The sequence below is a fragment of the Bradyrhizobium sp. 930_D9_N1_4 genome (assembly GCF_052076015.1).
Classification (GTDB): Bacteria; Pseudomonadota; Alphaproteobacteria; order Rhizobiales; family Xanthobacteraceae; genus Bradyrhizobium.
Genome location: NZ_CP197236.1, coordinates 5,894,686 through 5,916,911 on the forward strand (window position 1 = coordinate 5,894,686; position 22,226 = coordinate 5,916,911).

General features: G+C 64.8%; 21 protein-coding genes. 7 read left to right on the forward strand and 14 right to left on the reverse strand.

Annotated elements, in window-relative coordinates:
* Positions 1 to 141: 141 nt before the first annotated feature.
* Positions 142 to 1,464, reverse strand: a complete 1,323-nt coding sequence (locus tag AB7532_RS28040; protein WP_441237921.1) for an HlyD family efflux transporter periplasmic adaptor subunit — start codon at positions 1,462 to 1,464, stop codon at positions 142 to 144.
* Between the two features lie 195 nt (positions 1,465 to 1,659).
* Here AB7532_RS28040 and AB7532_RS28045 point away from each other — a divergent pair, with 195 nt between their 5' ends.
* The 3 genes from AB7532_RS28045 to AB7532_RS28055 all read left to right on the forward strand — a co-directional run bounded on the left by AB7532_RS28045 (position 1,660) and on the right by AB7532_RS28055 (position 4,112).
* Positions 1,660 to 2,295: a TetR/AcrR family transcriptional regulator gene (locus AB7532_RS28045; RefSeq protein WP_441237922.1), complete on the forward strand. Its 636-nt coding sequence runs from the start codon at positions 1,660 to 1,662 to the stop codon at positions 2,293 to 2,295.
* 105 nt (positions 2,296 to 2,400) lie between these two features.
* Entirely contained in the window at positions 2,401 to 2,742 is a 342-nt protein-coding gene (locus tag AB7532_RS28050; protein ID WP_441237923.1) for a DUF6665 family protein, read from the forward strand.
* 287 nt (positions 2,743 to 3,029) lie between these two features.
* Positions 3,030 to 4,112, forward strand: coding sequence for a hypothetical protein (locus AB7532_RS28055; RefSeq protein ID WP_441237924.1), 1,083 nt, complete (start codon positions 3,030 to 3,032; stop codon positions 4,110 to 4,112).
* Positions 4,113 to 4,218: 106 nt separating this feature from the next.
* On the opposite strand, the gene AB7532_RS28060 is transcribed toward AB7532_RS28055, so the two are convergent.
* The 7 genes from AB7532_RS28060 to AB7532_RS28090 all read right to left on the reverse strand — a co-directional run bounded on the left by AB7532_RS28060 (position 4,219) and on the right by AB7532_RS28090 (position 11,751).
* A complete protein-coding gene (locus AB7532_RS28060) occupies positions 4,219 to 4,959 on the reverse strand; it encodes a Crp/Fnr family transcriptional regulator (RefSeq protein WP_441237925.1) in 741 nt (246 codons plus the stop codon).
* A 72-nt stretch (positions 4,960 to 5,031) separates the two neighbouring features.
* A complete protein-coding gene (locus AB7532_RS28065) occupies positions 5,032 to 6,387 on the reverse strand; it encodes an amidase family protein (RefSeq protein WP_441237926.1) in 1,356 nt (451 codons plus the stop codon).
* A gap of 60 nt (positions 6,388 to 6,447) precedes the next feature.
* On the reverse strand, positions 6,448 to 7,458 hold the full coding sequence (locus AB7532_RS28070) for a taurine ABC transporter substrate-binding protein (RefSeq protein ID WP_441237927.1): 1,011 nt from the start codon (positions 7,456 to 7,458) through the stop codon (positions 6,448 to 6,450).
* Between the two features lie 22 nt (positions 7,459 to 7,480).
* Positions 7,481 to 8,299, reverse strand: coding sequence for an ABC transporter permease (locus tag AB7532_RS28075; RefSeq protein WP_441237928.1), 819 nt, complete (start codon positions 8,297 to 8,299; stop codon positions 7,481 to 7,483).
* Positions 8,300 to 8,316: 17 nt separating this feature from the next.
* Entirely contained in the window at positions 8,317 to 9,615 is a 1,299-nt protein-coding gene (locus AB7532_RS28080) for a M20 family metallopeptidase (protein WP_441237929.1), read from the reverse strand.
* Positions 9,616 to 9,980: 365 nt separating this feature from the next.
* Positions 9,981 to 10,568, reverse strand: coding sequence for a histidine phosphatase family protein (locus AB7532_RS28085; RefSeq protein ID WP_441237930.1), 588 nt, complete (start codon positions 10,566 to 10,568; stop codon positions 9,981 to 9,983).
* 1 nt (position 10,569) lies between these two features.
* Positions 10,570 to 11,751 (reverse strand): extensin family protein, encoded by a 1,182-nt coding sequence (locus AB7532_RS28090; protein WP_441237931.1) that lies wholly within the window; start codon positions 11,749 to 11,751, stop codon positions 10,570 to 10,572.
* Positions 11,752 to 11,898: 147 nt separating this feature from the next.
* On the opposite strand from AB7532_RS28090, the gene AB7532_RS28095 reads away from it, so the two are divergent.
* Entirely contained in the window at positions 11,899 to 12,024 is a 126-nt protein-coding gene (locus AB7532_RS28095; protein WP_441237932.1) for a hypothetical protein, read from the forward strand.
* Between the two features lie 30 nt (positions 12,025 to 12,054).
* Here the strand turns inward: AB7532_RS28095 and AB7532_RS28100 are convergent, their stop codons facing one another.
* Entirely contained in the window at positions 12,055 to 12,894 is an 840-nt protein-coding gene (locus AB7532_RS28100) for a DUF2147 domain-containing protein (RefSeq protein WP_441237933.1), read from the reverse strand.
* 194 nt (positions 12,895 to 13,088) lie between these two features.
* Here AB7532_RS28100 and AB7532_RS28105 point away from each other — a divergent pair, with 194 nt between their 5' ends.
* Both AB7532_RS28105 and AB7532_RS28110 read left to right on the forward strand, forming a co-directional pair.
* Complete coding sequence (locus AB7532_RS28105) at positions 13,089 to 13,859, forward strand: DUF2147 domain-containing protein (RefSeq protein WP_441237934.1); 771 nt, start codon at positions 13,089 to 13,091, stop codon at positions 13,857 to 13,859.
* Positions 13,860 to 14,292: 433 nt separating this feature from the next.
* The gene (locus tag AB7532_RS28110) at positions 14,293 to 15,729 is read left to right on the forward strand and encodes a FecR domain-containing protein (protein WP_441239368.1); all 1,437 of its coding nucleotides are present in this window, start codon (positions 14,293 to 14,295) and stop codon (positions 15,727 to 15,729) included.
* Between the two features lie 221 nt (positions 15,730 to 15,950).
* Here AB7532_RS28110 and AB7532_RS28115 read toward each other — a convergent pair whose 3' ends face one another.
* Positions 15,951 to 16,514: an NUDIX hydrolase gene (locus AB7532_RS28115; RefSeq protein ID WP_441239369.1), complete on the reverse strand. Its 564-nt coding sequence runs from the start codon at positions 16,512 to 16,514 to the stop codon at positions 15,951 to 15,953.
* Positions 16,515 to 16,580: 66 nt separating this feature from the next.
* Entirely contained in the window at positions 16,581 to 17,444 is an 864-nt protein-coding gene (gene asd / locus AB7532_RS28120) for an archaetidylserine decarboxylase (RefSeq protein ID WP_441237935.1), read from the reverse strand.
* Positions 17,445 to 17,479: 35 nt separating this feature from the next.
* Between asd and AB7532_RS28125 the strand changes: the two genes are divergently transcribed.
* Positions 17,480 to 19,144, forward strand: a complete 1,665-nt coding sequence (locus AB7532_RS28125) for an aminotransferase class III-fold pyridoxal phosphate-dependent enzyme (protein ID WP_441237936.1) — start codon at positions 17,480 to 17,482, stop codon at positions 19,142 to 19,144.
* Positions 19,145 to 19,503: 359 nt separating this feature from the next.
* Here AB7532_RS28125 and AB7532_RS28130 read toward each other — a convergent pair whose 3' ends face one another.
* From AB7532_RS28130 to AB7532_RS28140, 3 genes are all read right to left on the reverse strand, one after another.
* Positions 19,504 to 20,163 carry a hypothetical protein gene (locus AB7532_RS28130; protein WP_441237937.1) on the reverse strand — a complete coding sequence of 220 codons (660 nt, stop codon included), beginning with the start codon at positions 20,161 to 20,163 and terminating at the stop codon, positions 19,504 to 19,506.
* A 250-nt stretch (positions 20,164 to 20,413) separates the two neighbouring features.
* Positions 20,414 to 21,103 carry a methyltransferase domain-containing protein gene (locus tag AB7532_RS28135; RefSeq protein ID WP_441237938.1) on the reverse strand — a complete coding sequence of 230 codons (690 nt, stop codon included), beginning with the start codon at positions 21,101 to 21,103 and terminating at the stop codon, positions 20,414 to 20,416.
* A gap of 33 nt (positions 21,104 to 21,136) precedes the next feature.
* Positions 21,137 to 22,189, reverse strand: a complete 1,053-nt coding sequence (locus AB7532_RS28140) for a glycosyltransferase family 4 protein (protein ID WP_441237939.1) — start codon at positions 22,187 to 22,189, stop codon at positions 21,137 to 21,139.
* Positions 22,190 to 22,226 lie beyond the last annotated feature (37 nt).

Here is a 22,226-nt window from a genome sequence, read left to right on the forward strand (position 1 = left end):
TCGAAGATGCGATCCGGGTGAGGGCTTTCTCCTCTTGGGGAGTCTCCCTGGAGGAGACACCTTCTCCCCAGCCCTCTCCCGCAAGCGGGAGAGGGAGCGCACCTGCATTCGCAGCAGCGGTGCGGCTCATGTCAGCAGATCCTACTGCGGGTGGGTTGCGGTGGGATCGTCGAGATCGATCTCGCTGTCGGCGCCGGCCGCGCCCTTGTTGGTGTCGACCGTCGCGGTGACCGACATGCCCGCACGGAGCAGATTCTGTTTCGCCACCGATTTCGGCACGCGGATGCGGACCGGCACGCGCTGCACGATCTTGGTGAAGTTGCCGGTGGCATTGTCGGGCGGCAACAGCGTGAACACCGAGCCGGAGCCGGCCGCGATGCTGTCGACGACGCCGGAGAACTTGCGCATGCCGTAGGCATCGACCTTGATCGTCACCGGCTGGCCGGGACGGATGCGCTTGAGCTGGGTTTCCTTGAAATTGGCGTCGATATAGACGTTGTCGAGCGGCACGACATTTCCGAGACGCTGACCGACCGCGACGAAGTCGCCGGCGCTGACGAGGCGGTTCGAGAACGTGCCGTCGACCGGCGCGCGCACGGCGGTGAAGCTGAGATCGCGCTCCGCCTTGGCGAGCGTGGTCTTGAGCTCGGCGAGCTGCGCCTTCGCCTCGGTCTGCTGCGCCTTGGTGACATCGACATTGCTGATTGCGACGTCGTAGGCGGCCTGCGCGGCCTTGACCGCGGCGGCGCCCTGGTCGCGTCCGGCTTCCGAGGTTTCGAAGGTGGCGCGCGAGGCAAAGCCCTTGCTGTTCAGCGCCTGCTGACGCTCATAGTCGAGATCGGCGCGCTTGAGACCGGCTTCGGCGGAGACGAGCTGCGCCTTGGCTTGCGCGACCTGGCTGTCGAGCGCGGCGATCTGGCGGCCGATGCGATCGATGGTGGCCTGCTGGGTCGCGATCCTGGTCGTGGCGGCGTCGACTGCGATCTTGTAGTCGCCGTCGTCGATGCGCAGGATGATGTCACCGGCTTTCACCGTGGTGTTGTCGCCGGCGAGGATCGAGGAGATGTGGCCGGCAACGCGCGCGCCCAGCATGGTGTTGTTGGCGCGAACATAGGCGTCGTCGGTGGCGATGTAGAAGCGGCCGACCAGCGTGTAATAGCCGGCATAGCTCGCGGCCGCGATCGCCAGCACGAGGCCGACGCCCATCAGCACGAATTTGCGCTTGCCGGATTTCGGCGCACCGGCGGCGGGCGCGTCCGGCGCAGGTGTTGCCGGCTGGTCGGTCACGGGCTTCTCCGGCGCCTCGGCGGTGCGGCGCTTGGCTTCCTCGGCCACATGAGAGCGCAACTGCTCGGCAAGAGCGGCAGATTTCTCTGTCGTCACTTCACTGCCCGCCTGCGCCGGCGTCGTCTCCACCGCTTCCTGGCGAAGGACGCGCGCAGTCTGGTCTCTCGATACGGCCATAACGGCCTCCCCAAAATAAAGCACGACCAGGGACGGCCGTCCGGCGGCCGGTTCCCTTCGCTCATCCCAAATATCATTGACCGAACGGTTCGGTCAATATAGATAATATTCCCGGGCGGACCCTACTGGCCCGAATCCTTTATTTGCGTTTCATAGGTCCGGACCCGCCCAGAAACCTTCCGAGACGCTGAACCAATGGTTGTAGCTGCCAGCGAACGTCTGCACGTCCTCCAGGAGGAGGACAGTTCCAAGCGCCGACAGATCCTGGACGGTGCCCGCAAGGTGTTCATGGATCTCGGTTTTGACGGCGCCAGCATGGGCGAGATCGCGCGCGCGGCGCAGGTCTCCAAGGGCACGCTCTACGTCTATTTTGCCGATAAGAGCGCACTGTTCGAAGCCATCCTCGAAGAGGAAGCGCTGTTTCACGGCCAGGTCGTGTTCAATTTCGATCCCGCGCGCGATGCCGAGATCACGTTGAAGGATTTCGGCCAGGCCTACATCCATCTGCTCTGCCGTCCCGGCGGCGGATCGGCGATCCGCACCGTGATGGCGATCGCCGAGCGCATGCCCGATGTCGGCCGCCGCTATTATCTGCGCGTGCTGGACAAGACCATCAACCGGCTCTCCGAATACCTCAAAATCCATGCGGCTTCCGGCGATCTCAAGATCGACGATTGCGACCTTGCGGCGTCGCAATTCATGGAACTGTGCAAGGCCTCACTCTTCCTGCCCTTCGTCTTCCAGGCCGCGCCCCCGCCGTCGGAAGAGCGCATGACCGAAGTCGTCGACAGCGCGACGCGGATGTTTCTGGCGGCCTATCAGGCGAAGTAACGGGGCAGAACTCCCGCCGTCGTTGCGAGCGGCTTGTCGTCGCGCTGCTCCTCGCAACGACGGTTGAGTTGCGCCTGTCAAAGTCCCGGCATTATATTTGGGCTCATGTCCCGTGATCTTCGCCCGCCCGTCGATATCCTCCAGTACGAGATCGTTCAGGAACAGGCCTCAGCGCTTGGACGGCTCGGCCGCGCCCTCGAACAGACGCTGACGCGCTTGCGCGAGTTCGACGCCGCACACGCGCGGCCCGACGTGCCTGTGTCGATGCAGCCGGCGAGGCGCAAGCTGGTGATGGAAGCCGGCCAGGCACTCTGGATGTTCGTGGTGCAACGTGAGTCGACCGGCCTGCGCGACAGCCGCCACATCATGCGCACCTACAATGTTCCGGGCGAGGTGCAGCTGTGCATGGGGCTGGCGCCGGCACCGTCGAAGCCAGCCGCGAAGTGACTTTCCGCAGCAGCTTGCGCAAGGGCGTGTACTCATGATCGGGAACGTCGTTTGACGTCCGCTATGCCCCTGATGGCAGCGAGAAAGTGGAAGAACGAGTCTTCCGCTGGCCATAAGAAGGTTCATCAATCTCCGCGTGCGATAGCATTTGCTGGCCCGCCCAAATGCTTGTCCCATCGGAACCTCATCTTTTGCGCAAGTTCATAATCGTAATTGCTGGCCTCCTGATACTCGCCGCTGGGATGACTATGGCGCTGCCTAAGGTGCTATCGGTCCTGCGAAAGCCGATGTCGCAGACCTACGTCAAGGACAACGGCTACTTCTACCGGCTGAAGGCAAACTTCGAGATAAAGGAAGCCGGAGAACAGCTTACATTCGACTACGTCGTGGCTTGCAATCTCAGGATAACGCGATCCCGATCTGCAGGATCGTCGGAAGACTCCAGCATCCATCCGAGGGCGATGGTCATGGCAACACGCGATGGCCACGCTGTAATGATCCGGACCTTGCACCTTTGCAGCGGCTCAACGACCGAAAACGGAATGGTTCCGCCGGATGTACTGCCGCTGGCGGTCTGGTTCGATGATGTCGGCGATCTATCTGCGGGAGTGGGTTATCTCTCGGAGGATGCGTATGACAATCCGCTTAGCCGGCTAAAATTTCTCGGGGCGCGGATCGAAAAGGCGACCCGGGAAGACTGGGAAACGTGGCGCGAGAAATCAGCGACGCAGTATGTGCAGAGGGGAGTCTTGCCCGGCCCCTGGGGCTATGACTTTCCCAATCAAGCGCCGCCAGAACTCGGCCAATACATTTCGAGCTGCTGGACTTACGTTCGGCTCAAACTGCCCAAAGAACTGCGCGTCAAGCTTCGCGAATTGTGGCCGCAAGACAGACCACGGTACTGGACGATGCCAAAGGAAACGGAGCGGTCAACGCTAGGCGAGATTGTTTGGACATACAGCCGTAAGCGCTCGTCAAGCGGCGATGTCCACAGCGGACAGCCACTGCGCAGCGGACAGATCGTGCAGATCCCCCCGCACGTTCCTAGTTCTTGGCCATCTGAGATGTATCCACTAATGTGGCGCGGCCTCACATCAGTCTTTCCAATGCGGAAATCCGCACTCGGCAACAATAGCGATTTCATTCTTAATCTCGAATATCGGGATGGAGCTACGAACGGTTTCGGCGCCTGCCAAGATGCGCGTGCCGATCTGGAATACAGGATCCCGGCATCATCAGCCGCACCGGTCTTTGAAGTCGACGGCATGGTCGTCAAGCAACTCGATCGGAAAATACCTGTACTATCTATTCCCCAATATGTTGCGGAGCGCGACGAAGCTGTGTTTTTCTGGAGTTGGCAGAATTTCTAGAACGTTCAATTAGACTTTGTCCGCATCGGGTCATAAGCAGTCGATGCCGACCAAGCCGGCCGACTTCCGCTTAGCCCTCGGAAGCTGACGTTCATGAGTGCACGCCCTAATCCGTTACCTGCTTCCTCAGCGCCGCGAGATCGTTGACGACCATCTTGGTCGGGCCGGTCGAGATGATGCCGTCGTCCTGGAGCCGAGCGAGGATCAGGCTGATCGACTGCCGTGTCGCGCCGATCATGCGCGCGAGATTGGCCTGCGTGATGCGACCGAGTGAGATCGGGCCGCGCTCGTCCTGCGCCGCGTTCTCGCACAGCTTCACCATCAGCAGCACCAGCCGTTCGGCCGCCTTCTGTCCCGCCAGCGTTTGCGCCAGCATCGAATAGGTCTCGCCCTTGAAGCCGAGGCACTCGATCAGCGCGACCGCGAACGACGGCGACTGCGCGATCAATTTGCGGATCGCATCCTGGTCGAGATGCAGCGCCTCGACGCGGCCGAGTGCGCGCGCCGACCAGCTGTGGCGGTGATCGCCGAGAATGTAGGGCGCGCCGACGAAGTCGCCGGCCTCCCAGGTCGCCAGCATCAGCTCGCGCCCCTGCGTGCCAGCATGGGTGCTTTCGACGATCCCGCTCAGGATGATGTGGACGCCGTTGGCGGGCTCGCCCTCGCGCAGCAGATATTCGCGGTTCTGGTAGGTGGCCAACCGGCCGGTCCGCATCACCAGGTCGAGATCAGCCTTGTCCAGCGCCTTCAGCACATAACGTCCGGCTCCGGCCCTTTGCAGCTCGGCGCGCGGCTCGCTTGAAGCCTCATCTGGATCGGCCACCTCATGCGCATGACTGCGCCCCACTGTCGGTCTCCCTTCGAGTGACGGCTCGAAGGCTAGGAGGTCTCGGATCGGATTGCAACGCGGCGCAAAAGCTCAAGCCAGATTTGCCGCCCCCGTGAATGCGCAGGCCAGGTCAGTGAGCAGACGCTCCCGCCCGGCCGGCGCCAGAAACGTGATGCCATAGGGCACGCCCGCCCCGGTCACCGCATTCGGGACCGCGATCGCGGCAAGCCCGAGCGGATTGGCGTAGTTGGTGTAGTAGCCGTTGTTGAAATTGGCTGTCAGCGGATCCCGCGCGACGTCGTCGATGCGCAGCACGGTTCCGACCGTGGGCACGACCAGCGCGTCGTGGCTTTGCCAGAAATCGCGCAGCGATCGCTGGACCTCCTTGACTTTATAGAGCGCGCGATAGGCATCGGCGGCCGTAAACTTCCGGCTGCCGACGACGAGATCGCGCACGATCTTGACGCCGACATCGGGATTGGCGTCGAGGAACGCGCCGACCGAGACGTCGCGCTCGGCGAGGAACGGCCCGAAGAACATGAGATCGTTGATCGAGGTGAACGGCGAGTAATCGATCGATGAGACCGACATGTCGAGCTGGCGCAACTTGCGAAGCGCACCGCCGAACAGCTCCTCCGTCTCTGCGTTGCCGAAGAATTTGAGCTGATCGATGCGCGGGGTTGCGATCTTCAGCGGTCGCGCCGGAGCAGCCTGCTCCGCCCAGCCGGCGAAATCGACCGGTGAGAAGCTATCGTCCGGATCACGCCGCGCCAGCACGCGGTAGACATCGTAGCCGTCGCGCGGCTCCCGCGTGTAGAGCGAGATCGTGTCAAAGCTCCGGCAGGCATAGACCATGCTGCGCTGGCTGAAGGCGCCCGGCGCCGGCTTGAAGCCGGTGACACCGCAATAGGACGCCGGCACCCTGCCCGATCCCCCGGTATCGGAGCCGAAGGCAAAGGACGACGTGCCGGTCGCAACCGACACCGCCGCGCCCGAGCTGGAGCCGCCGGGAATGTAATCGGGATTGTGCGGATTGCGCGCGATGCCATAGGGCGACCGAACGCCGACAAGACCGGTCGCGAACTGGTCCATATTGGTCTTGCCGACATAGATCGCGCCGGCGGCGATGGCGTCGGTCACGACCGGGCTCGTCTCCTTCGCGACATAGGCGAATTCCGGGCAGGCCGAGGTGGTCTGCTCGCCCGCAACATCGATGCAGTCCTTGACGGAGAAGATCAGCCCATAGAGCGGCAGCCTCTCGATCTCGCCAGCGCGTGCATCGAGCGCATGCGCAGCCGCCATGACGTGCTCGGGCTTCGCCGTCGAGATCCAGACGCCGCTTTGATCGGCATCCGTCAGCCGCGACAGCACATGCGCGGCGACGTCGGACGGCTTGAGCGTGCCGCTGCGATAGGCGGCGCGAAGATGGCGGGGTGAGATATCCATGTCGATCATATGCCTGCAGGAACGGGGGATGCCGGCGGGGCGAGCCCGCCGGCATTGGCCTCAGCGGCCGATCACTTTCTCGATATAGGCCGGCTGAATGAACGCCTCGAAATCGGCGCGCGGCAGCAGCTTTGGCAAACGCTCCTGCTTCACCAGGAAGTCCGCGGTCGAGATCAGCGTATCGACGAACTTGCCCTTCTTCGCGGACGTGCCGAGATATTCTTCCGTGAGCTGCTTGTTGCAGGGGACCATTCCGGTGCCCTTCATCATGCGCGTCGCGTCCACGAGCGGCAGCGACAGCTCTTCCGCGATGATCTCGGCGGTCTTGTCCGGGTTCTTCAGCCAGAAATCGATGCCCTCGCATTCGGCCTTGATGAACTTCTCGACGTAGGACGGATGTTTTTCCGCGAACGCGTTCATGACGACGCCGATGTCCCAGGTGGGGTAGCCGCGCCTGGTCATCTCGCCCGAGGTGATCAGGATCTTGCCGCCGTTCTTCACGGCCTTGTCGAGGTTGGGCTCCCAGAACCATGCGGCATCGATGTCGCCGCGAAGCCAGGCCGCGGCGATGTCGGACGGCGCGAGGTCGATGATCTTCATCGAGGCGGGATCGACGCCCTCGTCCTTCAGCGCCTGCAGCAGCAGATAATGCGTGGTCGAGCCGAACGGTGCTGCGACCGTCTTGCCCTTGAGGTCTTTGAGCGACGTGATGTTCTTGTCGGTGCGGACTACCAGCGACTCGACATAGTCGAGCAGGTTGATCACCAAAATGCCCTTGATCGGCAGCGCGCGGGTCGCGCCGATCGCGGTCGGCGGGTTGCCGAGGCCGCCGAAATCGACGTCGTTGCCGGCGATCGCCCGCAGCATGTCGCCACCGCCGCCGACCTTGACGTATTTGATGTCGACGCCCGGCATCTCCTTGGCGAGCAGGCCGAGATGTTTTGTCACGAGCTGTGCGTTCACCAGGTTCAAATAGCCGACCGTCACCTTCGCCGGCTTGTCCTCGGCATGCGCCGTGGCCGTAAGCGCGAACACGGCGGCGGCAAACGTTGTAGCAAGTCTCTTCAACATAGCGATCTCCCCTCGATCAGGATCAGGTACGGGCCCACGGCATCAACAATCTGGCGATGCCGCGCATCATGAAGTCGAGCACGACGCCGGTGAGACCCAGCACGATCAGGCCCATGATCACGACGTCGGACAGCAGGAATTTTGCGGCGTCCCAGATCATCCAGCCGATGCCGGCGGATGCCGCGACGATCTCGGCAGCGACGAGAACGGTGTAGATGAAGCCGAGCGAGATCCGCATGCCGGCGAGGATCAACGGTCCCGCCGCCGGCAGATAGACCTGAAAGAGCAAATGGCGCCGCGTCGCGCCGAGCGATTGCGCGGCGCGGATGTAGATGGGGTCGACGCTGGTCACGGCCTGGATCGTCGAGATGACGATGCCCGGCAGGCCCGCGAGAAACAGCAGCGACAGCTTCGAGCTCTCGCCGATGCCGAGCCACATCACCAGCAGCGTATAGAGGCCGAGCGGCGGCAGTGGCCGGTAGAACTCGATCAACGGATTGAGCAGCGCGCGTGCATTGCGCGAGACGCCCATGAGGACGCCGAGCGGAATGCCGACCAGACACGCCAGCGCGAAGGCCGTGAGGATCCGATAGAGGCTGGCACCGAGATGCTGCAACAGCGTCGCGCCCTGATAGCCCTTCGTCATCGTCTTGATGAACGCGGCCCAGACGGCCTGCGGCTTCGGCAGGAACAGCTCGTTGGCCCAGCCCATCTCCGTCACGATCGCCCATGTCGCCAGCAGCATCGCGACGGTGAGCGTCGAGAGCAGCAACGATCGCGAAACTTTCGGGAGCCGCAGATTTCCCCGTCCCGTGCGATCGGCCGAAACCGGTATGGCCATGGGGCTCGCCTCGACGCTCACGTACGCACGCCCAGGAGCTGCATGATGGTCAGCGCGTAGATCCGCGTCGCCATCACCGATTTGGTGATGGAGATGTTCTCGTTGTCGACGGCCCAGCCGTCTTCGCCCGGGCCGAAGGTCACCGCGTTGATGCCGGCCTCGCGGAAGCGAATGGTGTCGTTGAAGGCGTTCTTGCGATTGACGCCGGGCTCGCGGCCCATCAGGCGCTTGTACACAGCGCGCAGTGAGCGGCAGGGCTCTTCCTCGACCGGCACCGGCTCGGTCGCGTTGACGAACAGCGAGCCGGGCACCTGCCGCACGCTGGCCTTGACATCGTTGGCGCCGGCAAACGTCTGTTGCCCGAGCTGCTCGATGTCGGAGATGACGCTCGCGAGCGTCATGCCCGGCACGATGCCGACCACCGCAAGCGTGATGGTGCAGGCATCCGGCGAGAACTGCATCTCGCCCGGAAGCCCGCCGCGGATGCGCACCACCGAGCAGCACGGCGGCGTGTGGCCCATGAACTTGCTGGGCACATGCGTGAACGCCATCTCTTTCAGCTTCGGCAGCAGCTTTGCCGCTTCCATGATGGCGTTGACGCTGATGTCGGGCCGCCAGATGTGCGACTTGATGCCCTCGACCGTGACCTCGATCAGGCAATGGCCGGAATTGGCCACCGACAGGTTCATGCCCCAATCCTTGGCGGCATCGCCCCAGGCGGTCGGCTCGGCGGTGATCTCGTAGTCGGCGGTGAGGCCGACCTTGTTGAGCATGTAGATGGAGCCCTCGGTGCCGTTGCGCTCCTCGTCGACGGTGTAGCAGCACATCAGGGTGCCATCGAATGTCACGCCCTCCTCGATCAGCGCCTGCACCGCGAGCAGCGATGCCGCGAGATTGCCGCGCGTGTCGGAGGTGCCACGCGCATAAAGCAGGTCGCCGTGACGCGTCGCCTTGAACGGATCGAAATCCGTCATGTGCCACTTATGGGGCTCGACCGCCGGATAGGTGTCGAGGTGATCATTGAGGATCAGCGAGGGCGCGCCCTCCCGCCCCTTCAGCACGCCGAGCACGTTCGGCCGGTGCGGTTGCGCGCTGTGTTTCGTCACGTTCATGCCGAGGGCTTCGAGCTTGCCCGCGACCAGCATGGAGATCGCCTCTTCCTCGGCCGGCGGCAGATCGGGATCGAGCGGGTTGCCGGAGCGGGGCTGGCCGGTACGGATCAGCTCCGATGCCAGGTCGAGCCAGCGCTCCTCGGTGATGCGCGACAGCACGCGCTGCTCGAGATCGGAATATGGCGGGGTGACAGACATCTGCATGACGGTTTCCGTTGGCTCACAGCGCCGGCCGCGCCGCTTCGTTTCAGCACCGACATTGCAGTGTCTGTGCCAACCTGCGGCAGACGTCGTCAGGCTGCGATTAGCCGTTGTATTTCAACGATTTGACGCGCCAGCGCCGTAGCGCAAATTTTTGCGCGGCAAATGCGTTCTGCCGAAGCAGGCGGCCATTCTCATGGATACGAAACAGGTCATCAGTGCTCCGGCGTCCGCGGGCTGACGATCGCTGCCCACCTCAGGGCGGGACTATCCGGTCGCGGCCGACCGGGTTGAAGCAATTACTTGCGTCATCGTCCGCGGCACCCGGCCGCGCAGGTGCGGTCAGACGAGACGTTTCTGCGCAAGGATTAGGACTCGAAATCTTCCATGCGCCGCCAGGGGCGCAGGACGCGACGACCTTCCTTCGCGAAAGCGAAGCAACAACCGCCTCCGGCCGGCTGATCGTGGGCGCGACCGATCGAATGCCCGGCAAAATGGCAAAACAACAACGTGCCGACGGCGCCGTGGCCGACGAAGAGGACGTCGCCGGGACGATTGCGCGCCAGCACCGCCTCGGCCTCGTGCACGATACGCGCCTGTGCGTCGATCGCGCGTTCCCAGCCGCGGACGCTGAGGTGCGGTTCTGCGAAAAACTGATCGGCGACCTGTTCGAACTCGGCCGGCTTCAGGAAGCCGGTCGCCGAGCGGTCGTTCTCATGCATCGCCTCGCGGATCTCGATCATGATACCGAGCTTTGCGGCGATGATCTCCGCGGTCTCGATCGCCTTGCGCTCGCCGCTGGAGATGATCTGCGTGGTGCCTGCGAGCCAGCTCGCATTCGCAAGCGCTTCGGTGCGCGCGCGCCCGACCGGGCTGAGGCCCCATTGCGGCACCGGCACATCAGGATCGATCTGCACCTGCGGGTGGGTGAGATAGCGGACGATATCGGCGGACATGTTATTCGTCCGCGTACTCGTCTTCTTCGCGCTTCTGCGCGGCGCTCTTGCGCGTTCCGAGCGAACCCGTGACGGAGGGCTCGCGCGCATTCGCATACGGCCTGCGCCCCTGCGCACGCGAGGCGACCTCGTCGCCGGAGACGGCGGCGGGCTGGCAGATCAGCCGGCGGCTGGCGCGGCGCATCAGGTCCACGTGGATGTGATCGTAATGATAGACGTTGGAGCCCGGCGCCAGCACCGTGGTGAAATGCGCGCACGCGCCCGACTGCACGTCGCGCAGGAAGCCCTGCTCCTCCGGCATGCCGCGCCAGCCGTCCTTCACGGTGACGCGGCGGCCGTCGGCGAGCACGAAAGCCGAGATGTCGAGCGCGTTGCCGAAGGCGTGCTCGGAGATATGGGCATGCGAGTTGCCGTTCATGCCGCGGCAGGAATAGGCGGATATCTGCTTGATCTCGGCGACGCGCGCGCCGAACCAGCGCATTGCCGAGGGCTGCACGGTGTCGGCAAGCCAGCGGTCGAGCTCCGACACGATCGGACAGGCCAACGTCGCAGTCGGTTTCACCACGACCGGGCCGACGGCGGTGACGGGATTGCCTTGTGCAGGGCCGAGGCGCGGCGACTGCGCAGGCGCCTGCGAATACGGCGCCGGCCGCGCCGGATAGCTCGGCGAATTCATGTAGCGCGCCGCGCCCGCGGCATCGGTGCCCTCGGGCGGCAGATCGATCTCGTCCTCCTGCCGCGCCACGCCCGGCGCGTTCAGCGACATCGGGCCCGGCGAGTTGCCATAGCCGGACGGCTGGCGCACCGCGCTCTCGGGATAGTTCGAGCGTTGCGGATAGTTCTGGCTCTGCGGATAATTCGAGCGCGATTGCGTCGGCCAGCGCGGCTGGTTGCCGATGGTCCCCGGCGGGCGCGGGTCTTCGTCGGCAAAGCCGTAGCTGCTTGAGGCCTCGCCGAGGGCGGCGACCTTCAGCGGGAACTCGGCGCCACATTGGCCCGGGCCCGAGATCGGATCGATCCGGACGAGATCCGGCCCCTCCTTCACCGCGCCTGATTTCAGGCATGCGGCTTCGGCCTCGGCCCGCCACGGTTCACGTTCGGCCTGGAAAAAGCCGCGTCCGCAACCCGCAAGCGAAACAAGGACGATGGAGCCGACGAGATACAAACGAACTCCGCGCGTCATGCACGCACGTTCGGTGAATTTACTTAAAGACTCTTCAACGTGTTGATTTCAGTGTTCTTTAACCATACCGGCCCGCGCCCATGCGGTACGCCCCCGGCACGAGCGGCAGCAAGGCTGACTTTTTCGCGACGACACTTTCTGTTAACCATGACGTTCGCGCGCAGCGCTAGCCGCGCATGGAGCGACGTCATGACCTTCGCCGGGAAACTGAGCGTTGTCACCGCGTACCTCGCCATGGCCTTTGTCGGCGCCATCGTGCTCGGCATGATCTAGAGGCGTCATCGACCGACATGATCGTGCGCTTTACGACCGCGCGCTCCACTGCCGCGAGGTCGTGATCACCTTTTCCTGCCGCTCCTCCACGCGCGTCCAGTCGTTGCCGGAGCACCAGAAGCGGCCGATCGCGCAGGCTTCGACACGGAGCTTGCCGTTCCCTGTCAGCGTCATCGTCGCATAATAAGCGTTGTTGCTCGAGCGGCTGTAGATGCTGCCGGTCCAGGCGTCGTGTGTTTTCGGCTTCATGTTGACGAGCACGCTCTCGCCCCGGGTCGATGCCTCGGTCAGCGCGAAGCCGCACAGTGCCGGACCGCAACGTTCGATCCGAACCGTGCCCCTGGCGCCGGCGCTCTCCCATTCGCCGAGCGGCGAATAGGCCGGCTCGTCGTCGCTGCGCTGCGCGATCGGTGAGGTTTGCTTGATCTCGGATTTCGGCGCGACGGCCGGCTGCTCGAAGCGTTGCAGATCTACCCGGGGCGGATTGGGACTCAGTGCCTCGACGCGTGGCGGCTCCAATCTTGGTGCCGGCGGCGGCGCGACGGTCTGCGAATTCGTCGCGGCCAGGACGGGCGGCGCGGGTGGCGGCGCGGCAATTGTCGCGCGTGGCGGCTGGATTGAAGCAGCCGGCGAGACCGGCTGCGGCGCCTGCACGATCGGCGCAGGCGGCGGGGCCGGTGTGGCAACATCCTCCCTCGTCCGCAGGGTGCGGCTGGAAACCGAGACACAGGACGTGGACCGGCAATTGCGGGAGGCTTCGACATGGAACCGGTGGCCACCGACCGAGAAGGAGTAGGAACCGGCCTGCGCCGCGGGCGCCATCGCCATCAACGCGATCAACGTGCCAAGCGAAGTCACAAGCCGGGTCATCGGCGCCTCCCTCTGTGTCGCGACGAGGCTACGCGGGACGGATCGCAACGAATGTGCGCTGCGTCACCTTGAGGCGGAAGCCTGTTGTGACACCCGTCACAGAAGGCCGGGCTCGCCCGGCGTAGGGTCGAACCACGCTTCATCCACCGGCGACACCAGTCCATATCGGGACCACGCCATTTTCGGAGGTTGTCATGAACAAGCTCACCATCGCCGCCACCGCACTTTTCCTGGCTTCGACGGCTGCCGCCCATGCCGGCAATACCATCTCGTTCCAGATCGAAGGCCAGCACATCCGCATCGAGACGCCGCGCAATTGCGCCTCGCTCAATTGCGTGACCATCGTCGCGCCGGGCCTGTCGGACAAGCCGATCAAGCTGAACAACATCAACCTCAAGGGCCTCGGCGGCTCCAAGGACGATGACGTCGACAATACGCCGGCTCCGGCCACGACCGCGCAGCCGGCTCCGGTGCAGCAGCAGCCCGTGCAGCAGGCGCCGGTGCAAGCAACCGCGCCTGCGGTCGCCGCCCCCGCAGCTCCGGCCACGACAATTGCCGCCGCTCCGGCCGCCAGCTACGACAACACGCAGCCCGCGCCCGTTGCGGCTCCTGCTCCCGTTGCTGCGCCCGCGCCAGTCGCGGTTGCTCCGGCGCCGGTTGCCGCAGCGCCCGTGGCGGTTGCCAACTCGCCGATCGGCGTCTGGGCGACCGAAGAGAACAAGGGCAACGTCCGCGTCGAACAGTGCGGTGCCAATCTCTGCGGCTACGCCGCGAAGACCAATGAGCGCATCCTGATCAACATGAAGCCCGACGGCGCGAAGTGGAGCGGCCGCATCCACGATCCCGACTCCGGCAAGAACTACGACTCGACGATCGCGATGAAGGGCCCGAATGCGATGCGCGTGCAGGGCTGCGCGTTCGGCGGCATGTTCTGCGGCGGCCAGACCTGGAAGCGCGTGAGCTGACACCGCAGGCGTCATCTCTTCTCAACACATTCAAACTCTCCGTCATGCCCGGGCTTGTCCCGGGCATCCACGTTCTTAGGGCCATGCGTCAAGGCGTGGATGGCCGGGACATAGGCGAGCGGAAGCGACGCCGTTCTTCGAACGGCTATGCCCGGCCATGACGCTGCGAGATACAGTGCCCCGAGCAAGCTTCTATCCCCTCACCCTGAGGAGCCTGCGCAGCAGGCGTCTCGAAGGGCGAGGCCCGGATTGAGAGCCGAGCCTGCATGGTTCGAGACGCGCGCAAGGGCGCGCTCCTCACCATGAGGGGAGAGAGTGCCGTTTGAACGTTCGCCCCGCCCCCGCGACATGTGTTCATCCGCCGTTCAGCTGCCGCCGGCTGAAATCCGCAGCTCTCGCCTCGCGTTCTCACCGGGACCTCCTCGTGACTTCATTGGTAGCCTGGCGCCGCTGCGTCGTCGCGCTCGCCCTGCTGGCCTTGCCGCTGGCCGGCGCGCGCGTGGCTTGTGCATCCGATACGATCGAACTCGCGCAGGCGCAGCCACAGGCACAGCCGACGCCAGCCCCCTCCCCGACACCCGCAGCCACGCCGACGCCCGCCGCAGACGCGCAAGCCCCCGCCGTCGAGCCGATCGGCAACGTCGCGACCGTAACGGGGATCGCGACCGTGATCCGCGACAAGAACTCCTATCCGCTGCGCGTCCGCGACGACATCTATCTCAACGACGTCGTCCAGACCTCGTCGAACTCCACGCTCGGCATCACCTTCAACGACGCCACCACGTTCAACCTCTCCGCCAGTTCGAAGATCACCATCGACAATTATGTCTATGAGGACGGCGGCAAGCAGAACGCAGGCATCTTCGACATCGGCAAGGGCACCGTCGCCTTCGTTGCGGCAGCAGTCGCCAAGACCGGCGACATGAAGATCACGACGCCGACAGCGACGCTCGGCATCCGCGGCACGACGGGGGTCGTCGACGTGCCGGAAGGCGCCGCCGCGAACAGCACCAACAACGTCAACATCAAGCTCTATCCGGATGCCGACGGCCGGGTCGGGCACATCGACGTCGACGACCGCAGCAGCGGCACGCGGCTCGGTGCGCCGACGCAAGCCTCCAGTGGCTTTGCGATCCGCCCCGGCGCGGCCACGGCCGGCGTGATGCGCTTTGCGGCGGTGCCGATCACGATTGCCCCGCAGCAGATCGCGCGCGACCGCGGCTTCGTCAGCCAGGTGCATCTGGCGCAGACGACCGGCCGGCAGATCATCACCGAGCAGCGCGATTTCCGCCGCGCCAATCCGACCGCAAGCCCGCGCATCCCGCGGCCGTTCCAGCCGCAGCAGCAGCAATTGCGACCGAACAATGCGCCGGGCCAGCAGCCGCAGCGGCCGAACGGCCAGCCCGGTCAGGACAACCGTCGGGGCCAGCAGCAGCCGGGTGCACCGGGTCGCCAGGGCGCGCAGCCGCCGCAGCGGCAGGGACAGGAACAACAAGGCGGCGCGGTGCAGCCGGGCAACCCGCGCGCGGGTCAGGGTCAGCAACAGCCCGGCCAGCAGCAAGGCGCTGGACGTCCCGGTGCACCGCGCGCCGGACAAGGCACGTCCCCCAACGGCGCGCCGCAAACCCGGCCACAGCGCGGCGGACAGATTCAGCCCGGAGCAGCCGTGCCGTCGCAGCCGGGCGGGACGCCGACACAGCCGGGCCCGCAATCGCCGCGCACCGGCATGCAGCCGGGTCAGCCGCCCGCGGCTCAACAGCCAGGCGCGCAGCGCCCCGGTGGCTTCCAGCAGCGCCTCCCCGCCGCGCAACGCCCCGCAGCCCCGCGCAAACCGGCCCCCGCTCCGAAGGAGAAGAAGGAGCGGCGGTAAAGGTGACGCTCCTCACCATGGGGATCGACGTTAAAAGAGCCGCTCTCTCCTCCGTCATTGCGAGCGCAGCGAAGCAATCCAGAGTCCCTCCGCGGAAAGATTCTGGATTGTTTCGCTGCGCTCGCAATGACGACCTGGAGAGAGCTGCCGCCTGCACAACCGCGCTCACGCGCGGAGGCTTCGTCGCCGGAAAGCAATGACGACTTGGAGAGACCTCACGCCTATCCGCGCAGCCAGGCCTTCACCTTCTGCAACAGGCCATGCCGCAGTTCGTCGACCGAGGCCGCTTCAGCGGGAGTCAGCGTCTGCAAGGCTGCATCGATATCGTCGGCCACCAGCGGTGGCGTCGGCTCGGTCGTGGGCGACGAGGCCAGCCCCGCCGCCGCAAGCGCGATCGGCCCGACCTGCGTCAGGAACGCGCGCTCATACTCACGCGACAGGCGCGCAAGCGCCTCCTCCAGCGTCAGCCAGTCCACCGCCTTGATGTCGTTCATCAGCTTGCGGACCCGACCGCCACTGGCCTCCATCCGCCAGAAATGCACGACCTTGAATCCCCCGCCCGACTGATAGACCAGCGTGCCCAGGAATTCGTGGATGGCGACGTCGTGGCCGGTCTCTTCCAGCACCTCGCGGTGCGCGGCTTCCCGCGGCGTCTCGCCGTCGTCGAGCTTGCCCTTGGGCAGGACCCATTCGTTGCGCTTGCGCTGGCGCACGACCGCGATCAGCGGCGTCGCACCACGCCGCAGCACAATCCCACCCGCCGCCATGACCGGCGTCCGCGCCATCATCAAATCCGTGTCGTCGCTTTGTCCCCGCGGACGATATAGGCCGCCGACACGGCAGATTGAAGGCTATTTTCTCCTCAACAGCGCTTGCCCCGCCCGAATGCGCGTGCCTTCGGCAATGCCGTCGCAGAACGTGAAATCGCCGGGCGCCAGGATGATGATGGTCGAGCCGTGCTCGAACCAGCCGAGCTCCTCGCCCTTGGTGACGTTGACGTCGCAGGGGAAATTGACCGGGCCGCGCGTCTGCGCGTTCAGTACCATGTCGAGGAAGTGCAAGCGGATGCTCGCGACCAGGATCGCGGCCACCGGCACCAGCGTCACGGCCTCGCCCGTCGACAGATGCGTGCGGATCACCGCGCGCTCGTTCTTGCAGAACAGACGCTCGACCCGCTTCAGCGCGATCGGATTGACGTTCCAGACGTCGCCATGGATCAGCGTCACGCGCTCGATATGCGCGTCGAACGGCGCATGGAAGCGGTGATACATGCTCGAGGTCAGCCGCAGCGTGACGAAGGAGCCGTTGCGATGCTGATCGACCAGCGCGGAATCGCCGAGCAGGTCGAGTAGCGAGTAAGGCGCGCCCTTGACCTGGAACAGCTCGGTGTCGGCGATCCTTCCGTGGGCGCCGACGATGCCGTCCGACGGACTGGCGACGATCGAGGGGTCCTGATCGAACGGCCGCAGGCCCGGCTTCAGCTCCCGGGTGAAGCAGTCGTGCAGACTCCTAAAGTGGGTCTTGCGCGCCTCCGACAAATCGAGGTCGGAGAACAGCTTCCACAGCGCGATGGAGCCGTCCCGCACCAGCGGGTTCTCGATCTTGGAGAACCAGCCCATGAAGCGGGTCAGCGCCGCGCGGGGGATGCGGTTGGTCAACAGGAAGTTGAGGTCTTCCTGCTGGGTGAAAGAGGCGATGAGGGCTTTGACTGTCATGAATCTGTCAGCTCACAGTATTAGCGCTTGTTGTCATGGAAACGACACTCCCGATTCTCTCGATGTCCGTGGCCGCCGCAGCGTCTGCTGCCGCCGTCTTCCCGAAGCTGAAAGCGCGGATCGAACTCTCCCGCGCCAAGCATCGCTCGCTTGCCGGACATTCCAAGATGTCGCGGCGGATAGCAAAGCTGCTCCCGTTCTACGAATTCGAGGGCGACACCTATTTCGGCTGTGACGGCGCGCCTGATTACGTGGTGACGCAGCGCAAGGAGGCCTTCTTCCGCCTCGCAAGCCTCTTCGCCGATCGCTACCCCAAGGGCCGCGCGATGACGAAGGAAGCGGCGGAGACGATCTCCGACCTGCACTTCACCGAGACCTACCGCGTGCCCTTCCAGTTCTCGCGTCTCGTTCGCGAACATCTGGGCACCTCGACCTTCATGGAATCGTCCAGCGGCGTCACCGTCACGGATGTCGACGGCAACACGTCCTACGACCTCACGGGGTCCTACGGCGTCAACATCTTCGGCAACGATTTCTACAAGGAGTGCATCGAGGGCTCCGAGAAGCGGGCGCATGCGCTCGGTCCCGTGCTCGGCCCCTACCACCCCGTCATCCTCGAGAACGTGCAGCGGCTCTGCCAGATCTCGGGCCTCGACGAAGTCTCGTTCCACATGTCCGGCACCGAAGCCGTGATGCAGGCCGTGCGCCTCGCGCGCTACCACACCAGGCGCACGCACCTGGTTCGTTTCGCCGGCGCCTATCACGGCTGGTGGGGCGACGTTCAGCCCGGCGTCGGCAACCCGATCGCCGCGCACGAAACCTACACCCTCTCCGAAATGTCCGAGAAGACGCTGCACGTGCTGCGCACGCGCAAGGACATCGCCTGCGTGCTGGTCAATCCGCTGCAAGGCCTGCATCCGAACGGCAACGCGCCCGGCGATTCCTCGCTGGTCGACTCCTCCCGCGGCGGCAATTTCGACCGCGCGGCCTACACCGAGTGGCTGAAGAAGCTGCGCGAGGTCTGCACCGAGCGCGGCATCGTATTGATTTTCGACGAGGTCTTCGTCGGCTTCCGTCTCGCCGCCGGCGGCGCTCAGGAATATTTCGGCGTCAAGGCCGACATGGTGACCTATGGCAAGAGCCTCGCCGGTGGCCTGCCGGTCGGCGTGGTCTGCGGCAAACGCGAATTGATGCGCCGCTTCCGCGACGACCGCCCCGCCGACATCTGCTTCGCCCGTGGCACCTTCAACTCGCATCCCTACGTCATGACGGCAATGGACGAGTTCCTGAGCCGCCTCGCCAGCCCGAACTTCCGCGCCATCTATGACGGGCTGGATGCGACCTGGAACGGCCGTGCGCAAAAGCTCAACCAGATGATGACGGACGCCGACCTGCCGGTGCGGTTCGCCAACTTCTCGTCGATCTGGACGGTGAAATACGCCACCCCGTCCCGCTACAACTGGATGCTGCAATATTATCTGCGTGCCGAGGGCCTGTCGCTGAGCTGGGTCGGCACGGGACGGCTGATCTTCAGCCTGAACTACACCGACGCTGATTTCACCGAGGTCGCCGAGCGCTTCGTCCGCGCCGCCGAAAAGATGAAAGCCGACGGCTTCTGGTGGCACGACGGCGTGCTCACCAACAAGAACATCAAGCGGCAGATCCTGAAAGAGATGTTGGCCAAGCGCCTGGGGCGCTGAGGTCCGTTCTCTCCACGCAGCCATTGTCATTCCGGGGAGAGGTCCCTCCTCCCCCTCTCCCCGCCTGCGGGGCCGCGACGAGCTACGCTCGCGCTGAGAGGGTTGGGGTGAGGGGGACTCTCCACGCGCGCGGTGGACATTGGCGCACGACAATCTGGCAGCACCTCCGCGGAGAGCCCCCCTCACCCGGCTTTGCGCTACGCGCAAATCCGACCTCTCCCCGCAAGCGGGGCGAGGTGAAGAGAGCGCGCGGCTGGCTTGAGTCACTTGAAAGGTATCCCCCAAGACGTGGATGCCCGGCACGAGGCCGGGCATGACGCAACCGTCAGACATCGGAATGCTGTGTGAGATCAGCGCGCTCAGGCGTGCTGCTCTTCGAGCGTGGGCTCGGAGATGAGACCCAGCGTGTGCTCGGGGTTGAGGTGCAGGCCGGGGTCCATCAACTCGCCGCGCATCAAGGCGAGCGGCGCGCTGCGATAGAGCATCAGGTCGTGGAAGGGGTCGGTCAGGATCTTGGTCATCCAGACGAGGCCGGTTTCGACGTCGCGGATGAAGAACAGATGCACGGTGCGGAACAGCAATCCACCGCCGCCGATCACGAGCCAGATCTTGGCAACCTGACGCATGAAGTCGGTCGCGCTCGCCCATGGCGTGAACAGGCCGAACAGCGTCGGATCGACGACCAGCACGAGCGGCGACAGTGCCCAGATCGCCATCAACACGACCTTGCGCTGAAGGTTGTAGCCGACCTTGATCTCTTCCTTGTGCTCGTGCGTCGCCTGGTTGATGTGGTCGTAGGTGTGCGGCTCGAAGAAGAAGTGACCGGCCTGACGCGAGGTCATCGAGACCAGCCAGCCGACCAGCGCGGAAAGCATGGGATCGATGAACAGCCAGACATAGGCGAAGAGGAAGCTCGCCGCACTGAGGAAGTGCAGGCTCTGATTGATGCGGCTGTGGTGATAGTAGCGATGGTCGTCCCAGCGCTGGATCCGCAGCTGCTCGAGATAATTCTTGATCATGCTCTCCCCCAAAATGCTTTCGGGTTCTGGATTTAACGGGATTCGATGTAGGCCGTATGACATCATCATTTTGTCATGTGACGATGTGCAGCGGCGCGATGACGCACGGTTACTCTATCCCCTCATCCTGAGGAGCGTGGAACGCGCGTCTCGAAGGATGAAGGCCGAGCTGCAGCAGCGCGAGCCTTCATGGTTCGAGACGGCGCTACGCGCCTCCTCATCATGAGGAGCAGCAGTTACGCCGCCTTGCTCAGGCCGCCTTGGCGACGTCGACCTTGCGGAAGCGCACCAGCGAGAAATGGCCGAGCGGCGGAATCAGGCGGCGCTCGGCGAGCTCGATGCCCTTGGCACCGGAGAGCCACTTGGCATAGCGCGACCAGGCGAACTCGGCGGTGCGGAAGCCGAGCGGACGCACCACCGGCTGGAGCTTCTGCTCGATGAAGCGGCGCATGCCGGTGTCGGCGCTGACGCGGGTGAGGATGATCAGCTCGCCGCCCGGACGCAGCACGCGGGCGAATTCGTCGAGCGCCACTTCCGGATTCGGCACCGCGGTGACGACATACTGCGCCATCACCACGTCGAAGGAATTGTCGGGGAATTCGAGCTTCTCGGCATCCATCACCGCGAGACCCTCGACGTTCTTCAGATTGCCCTCGGCGACGCGCTGGCGCGCCTTGTCGAGCATCGCGTCCGAAATATCGGTGCCGAAGATGCGCAGATGCGGCGCGTAGAGCGGCAGCGAGATGCCGGTGCCGACGCCGACCTCGAGCACGCGGCCACCGATCTTGTTGGTGGCTGCGATCGCGGCCTGACGGCCCTTGGCAAACACACCGCCGAACACGAGATCGTAAACGGGCGCCCAGCGGTCATAGGCTTGCTCGACCGAGCCACGGGTGAGGTCGAGCTGCTGGGTGCCGTCAAGGTTCATGATCTTAGCCATCGATGAGGTTCTCGCTGTGGGTCAAAGGTTCGATCAACCGCGGACCGGCCGCCGCGCCATGACGGGCGAGGCGCGCAAGGCACGGCTGGGCTGAAGTGAAGTGAGGTTTCCGACGAACTGGCGCGCGCTGTTTTCCCAGGAACGCTCCAGCGCGAAGTTGCGGCAGGTCTCGCGCGACATGGTGAGCGCGCGCAGGCACGCGGCGCGGAGATCATGATCGATCGCACCGATCGGATGATCGGCGATGACGTCCTTCGGACCCGTCACCGGAAACGCCGCGACCGGCGTGCCGCAGGCGAGCGCCTCGAGCTGCACCACGCCAAAGGTGTCGGTCAGGCTCGGGAAGACGAACACGTCGGCCGCGGCGAGATGCGCGGTGAGATCAGCGCCCTTCTTCTCGCCGAGGAAGACGACGTCGGGATATTTCTTTTCGAGCGCCGCCTTCTGCGGGCCGTCGCCGACGACGACCTTGGTGCCGGGCAGGTCGAGCGAGAGGAACGCTTCGAGGTTCTTCTCAACTGCAACGCGCCCCATCGTCATGAAGATCGGGCCCGGCAGATCGAGCTTGGCCGGACTGTCGGGGTGGAACAGCTCGGTGTTGACGCCGCGTCCCCAGAAGCCGAGCCGCTTGAAGCCGCGTTCGGCCAGTTCCTGCCGCAGCGAGGGCGTCGCCACCATGGTCATCGCGGCGGCGTCGTGGAAGTGGCGCAGCACGGCATACCCGACGCCCACAGGGATACCGGTCCGCACCGAGACGTATTCCGGAAAGCGCGTCGTGTAGGAGGTGGTGAAGGCCAGCCGGTTGCGGCGGCAATAGGCGCGCGCAGCCCAGCCGATCGGGCCCTCGGTCGCGATGTGCAGCGCTTCGGGCGCGCACTTCTCGATCCGCCGCGCGATCTCATTCCCCGAAGGCAGCGCGATGCGCAGGCCCGGATAGGTCGGCAGCGGCCAGGACGGAAAGCCGTCCGGCGTCAGGAAGTCGATCTCGACGTCGAGCGCCTTGGCCGCGTTCGCCAGCGAGGTCAGCGTGCGCACCACACCGTTGACCTGCGGATGCCAGGCGTCAGTCGCGATTAATACCCGCATCGGAAAATCCCGAGAGTTTGATGATTCTCGGCTTAGG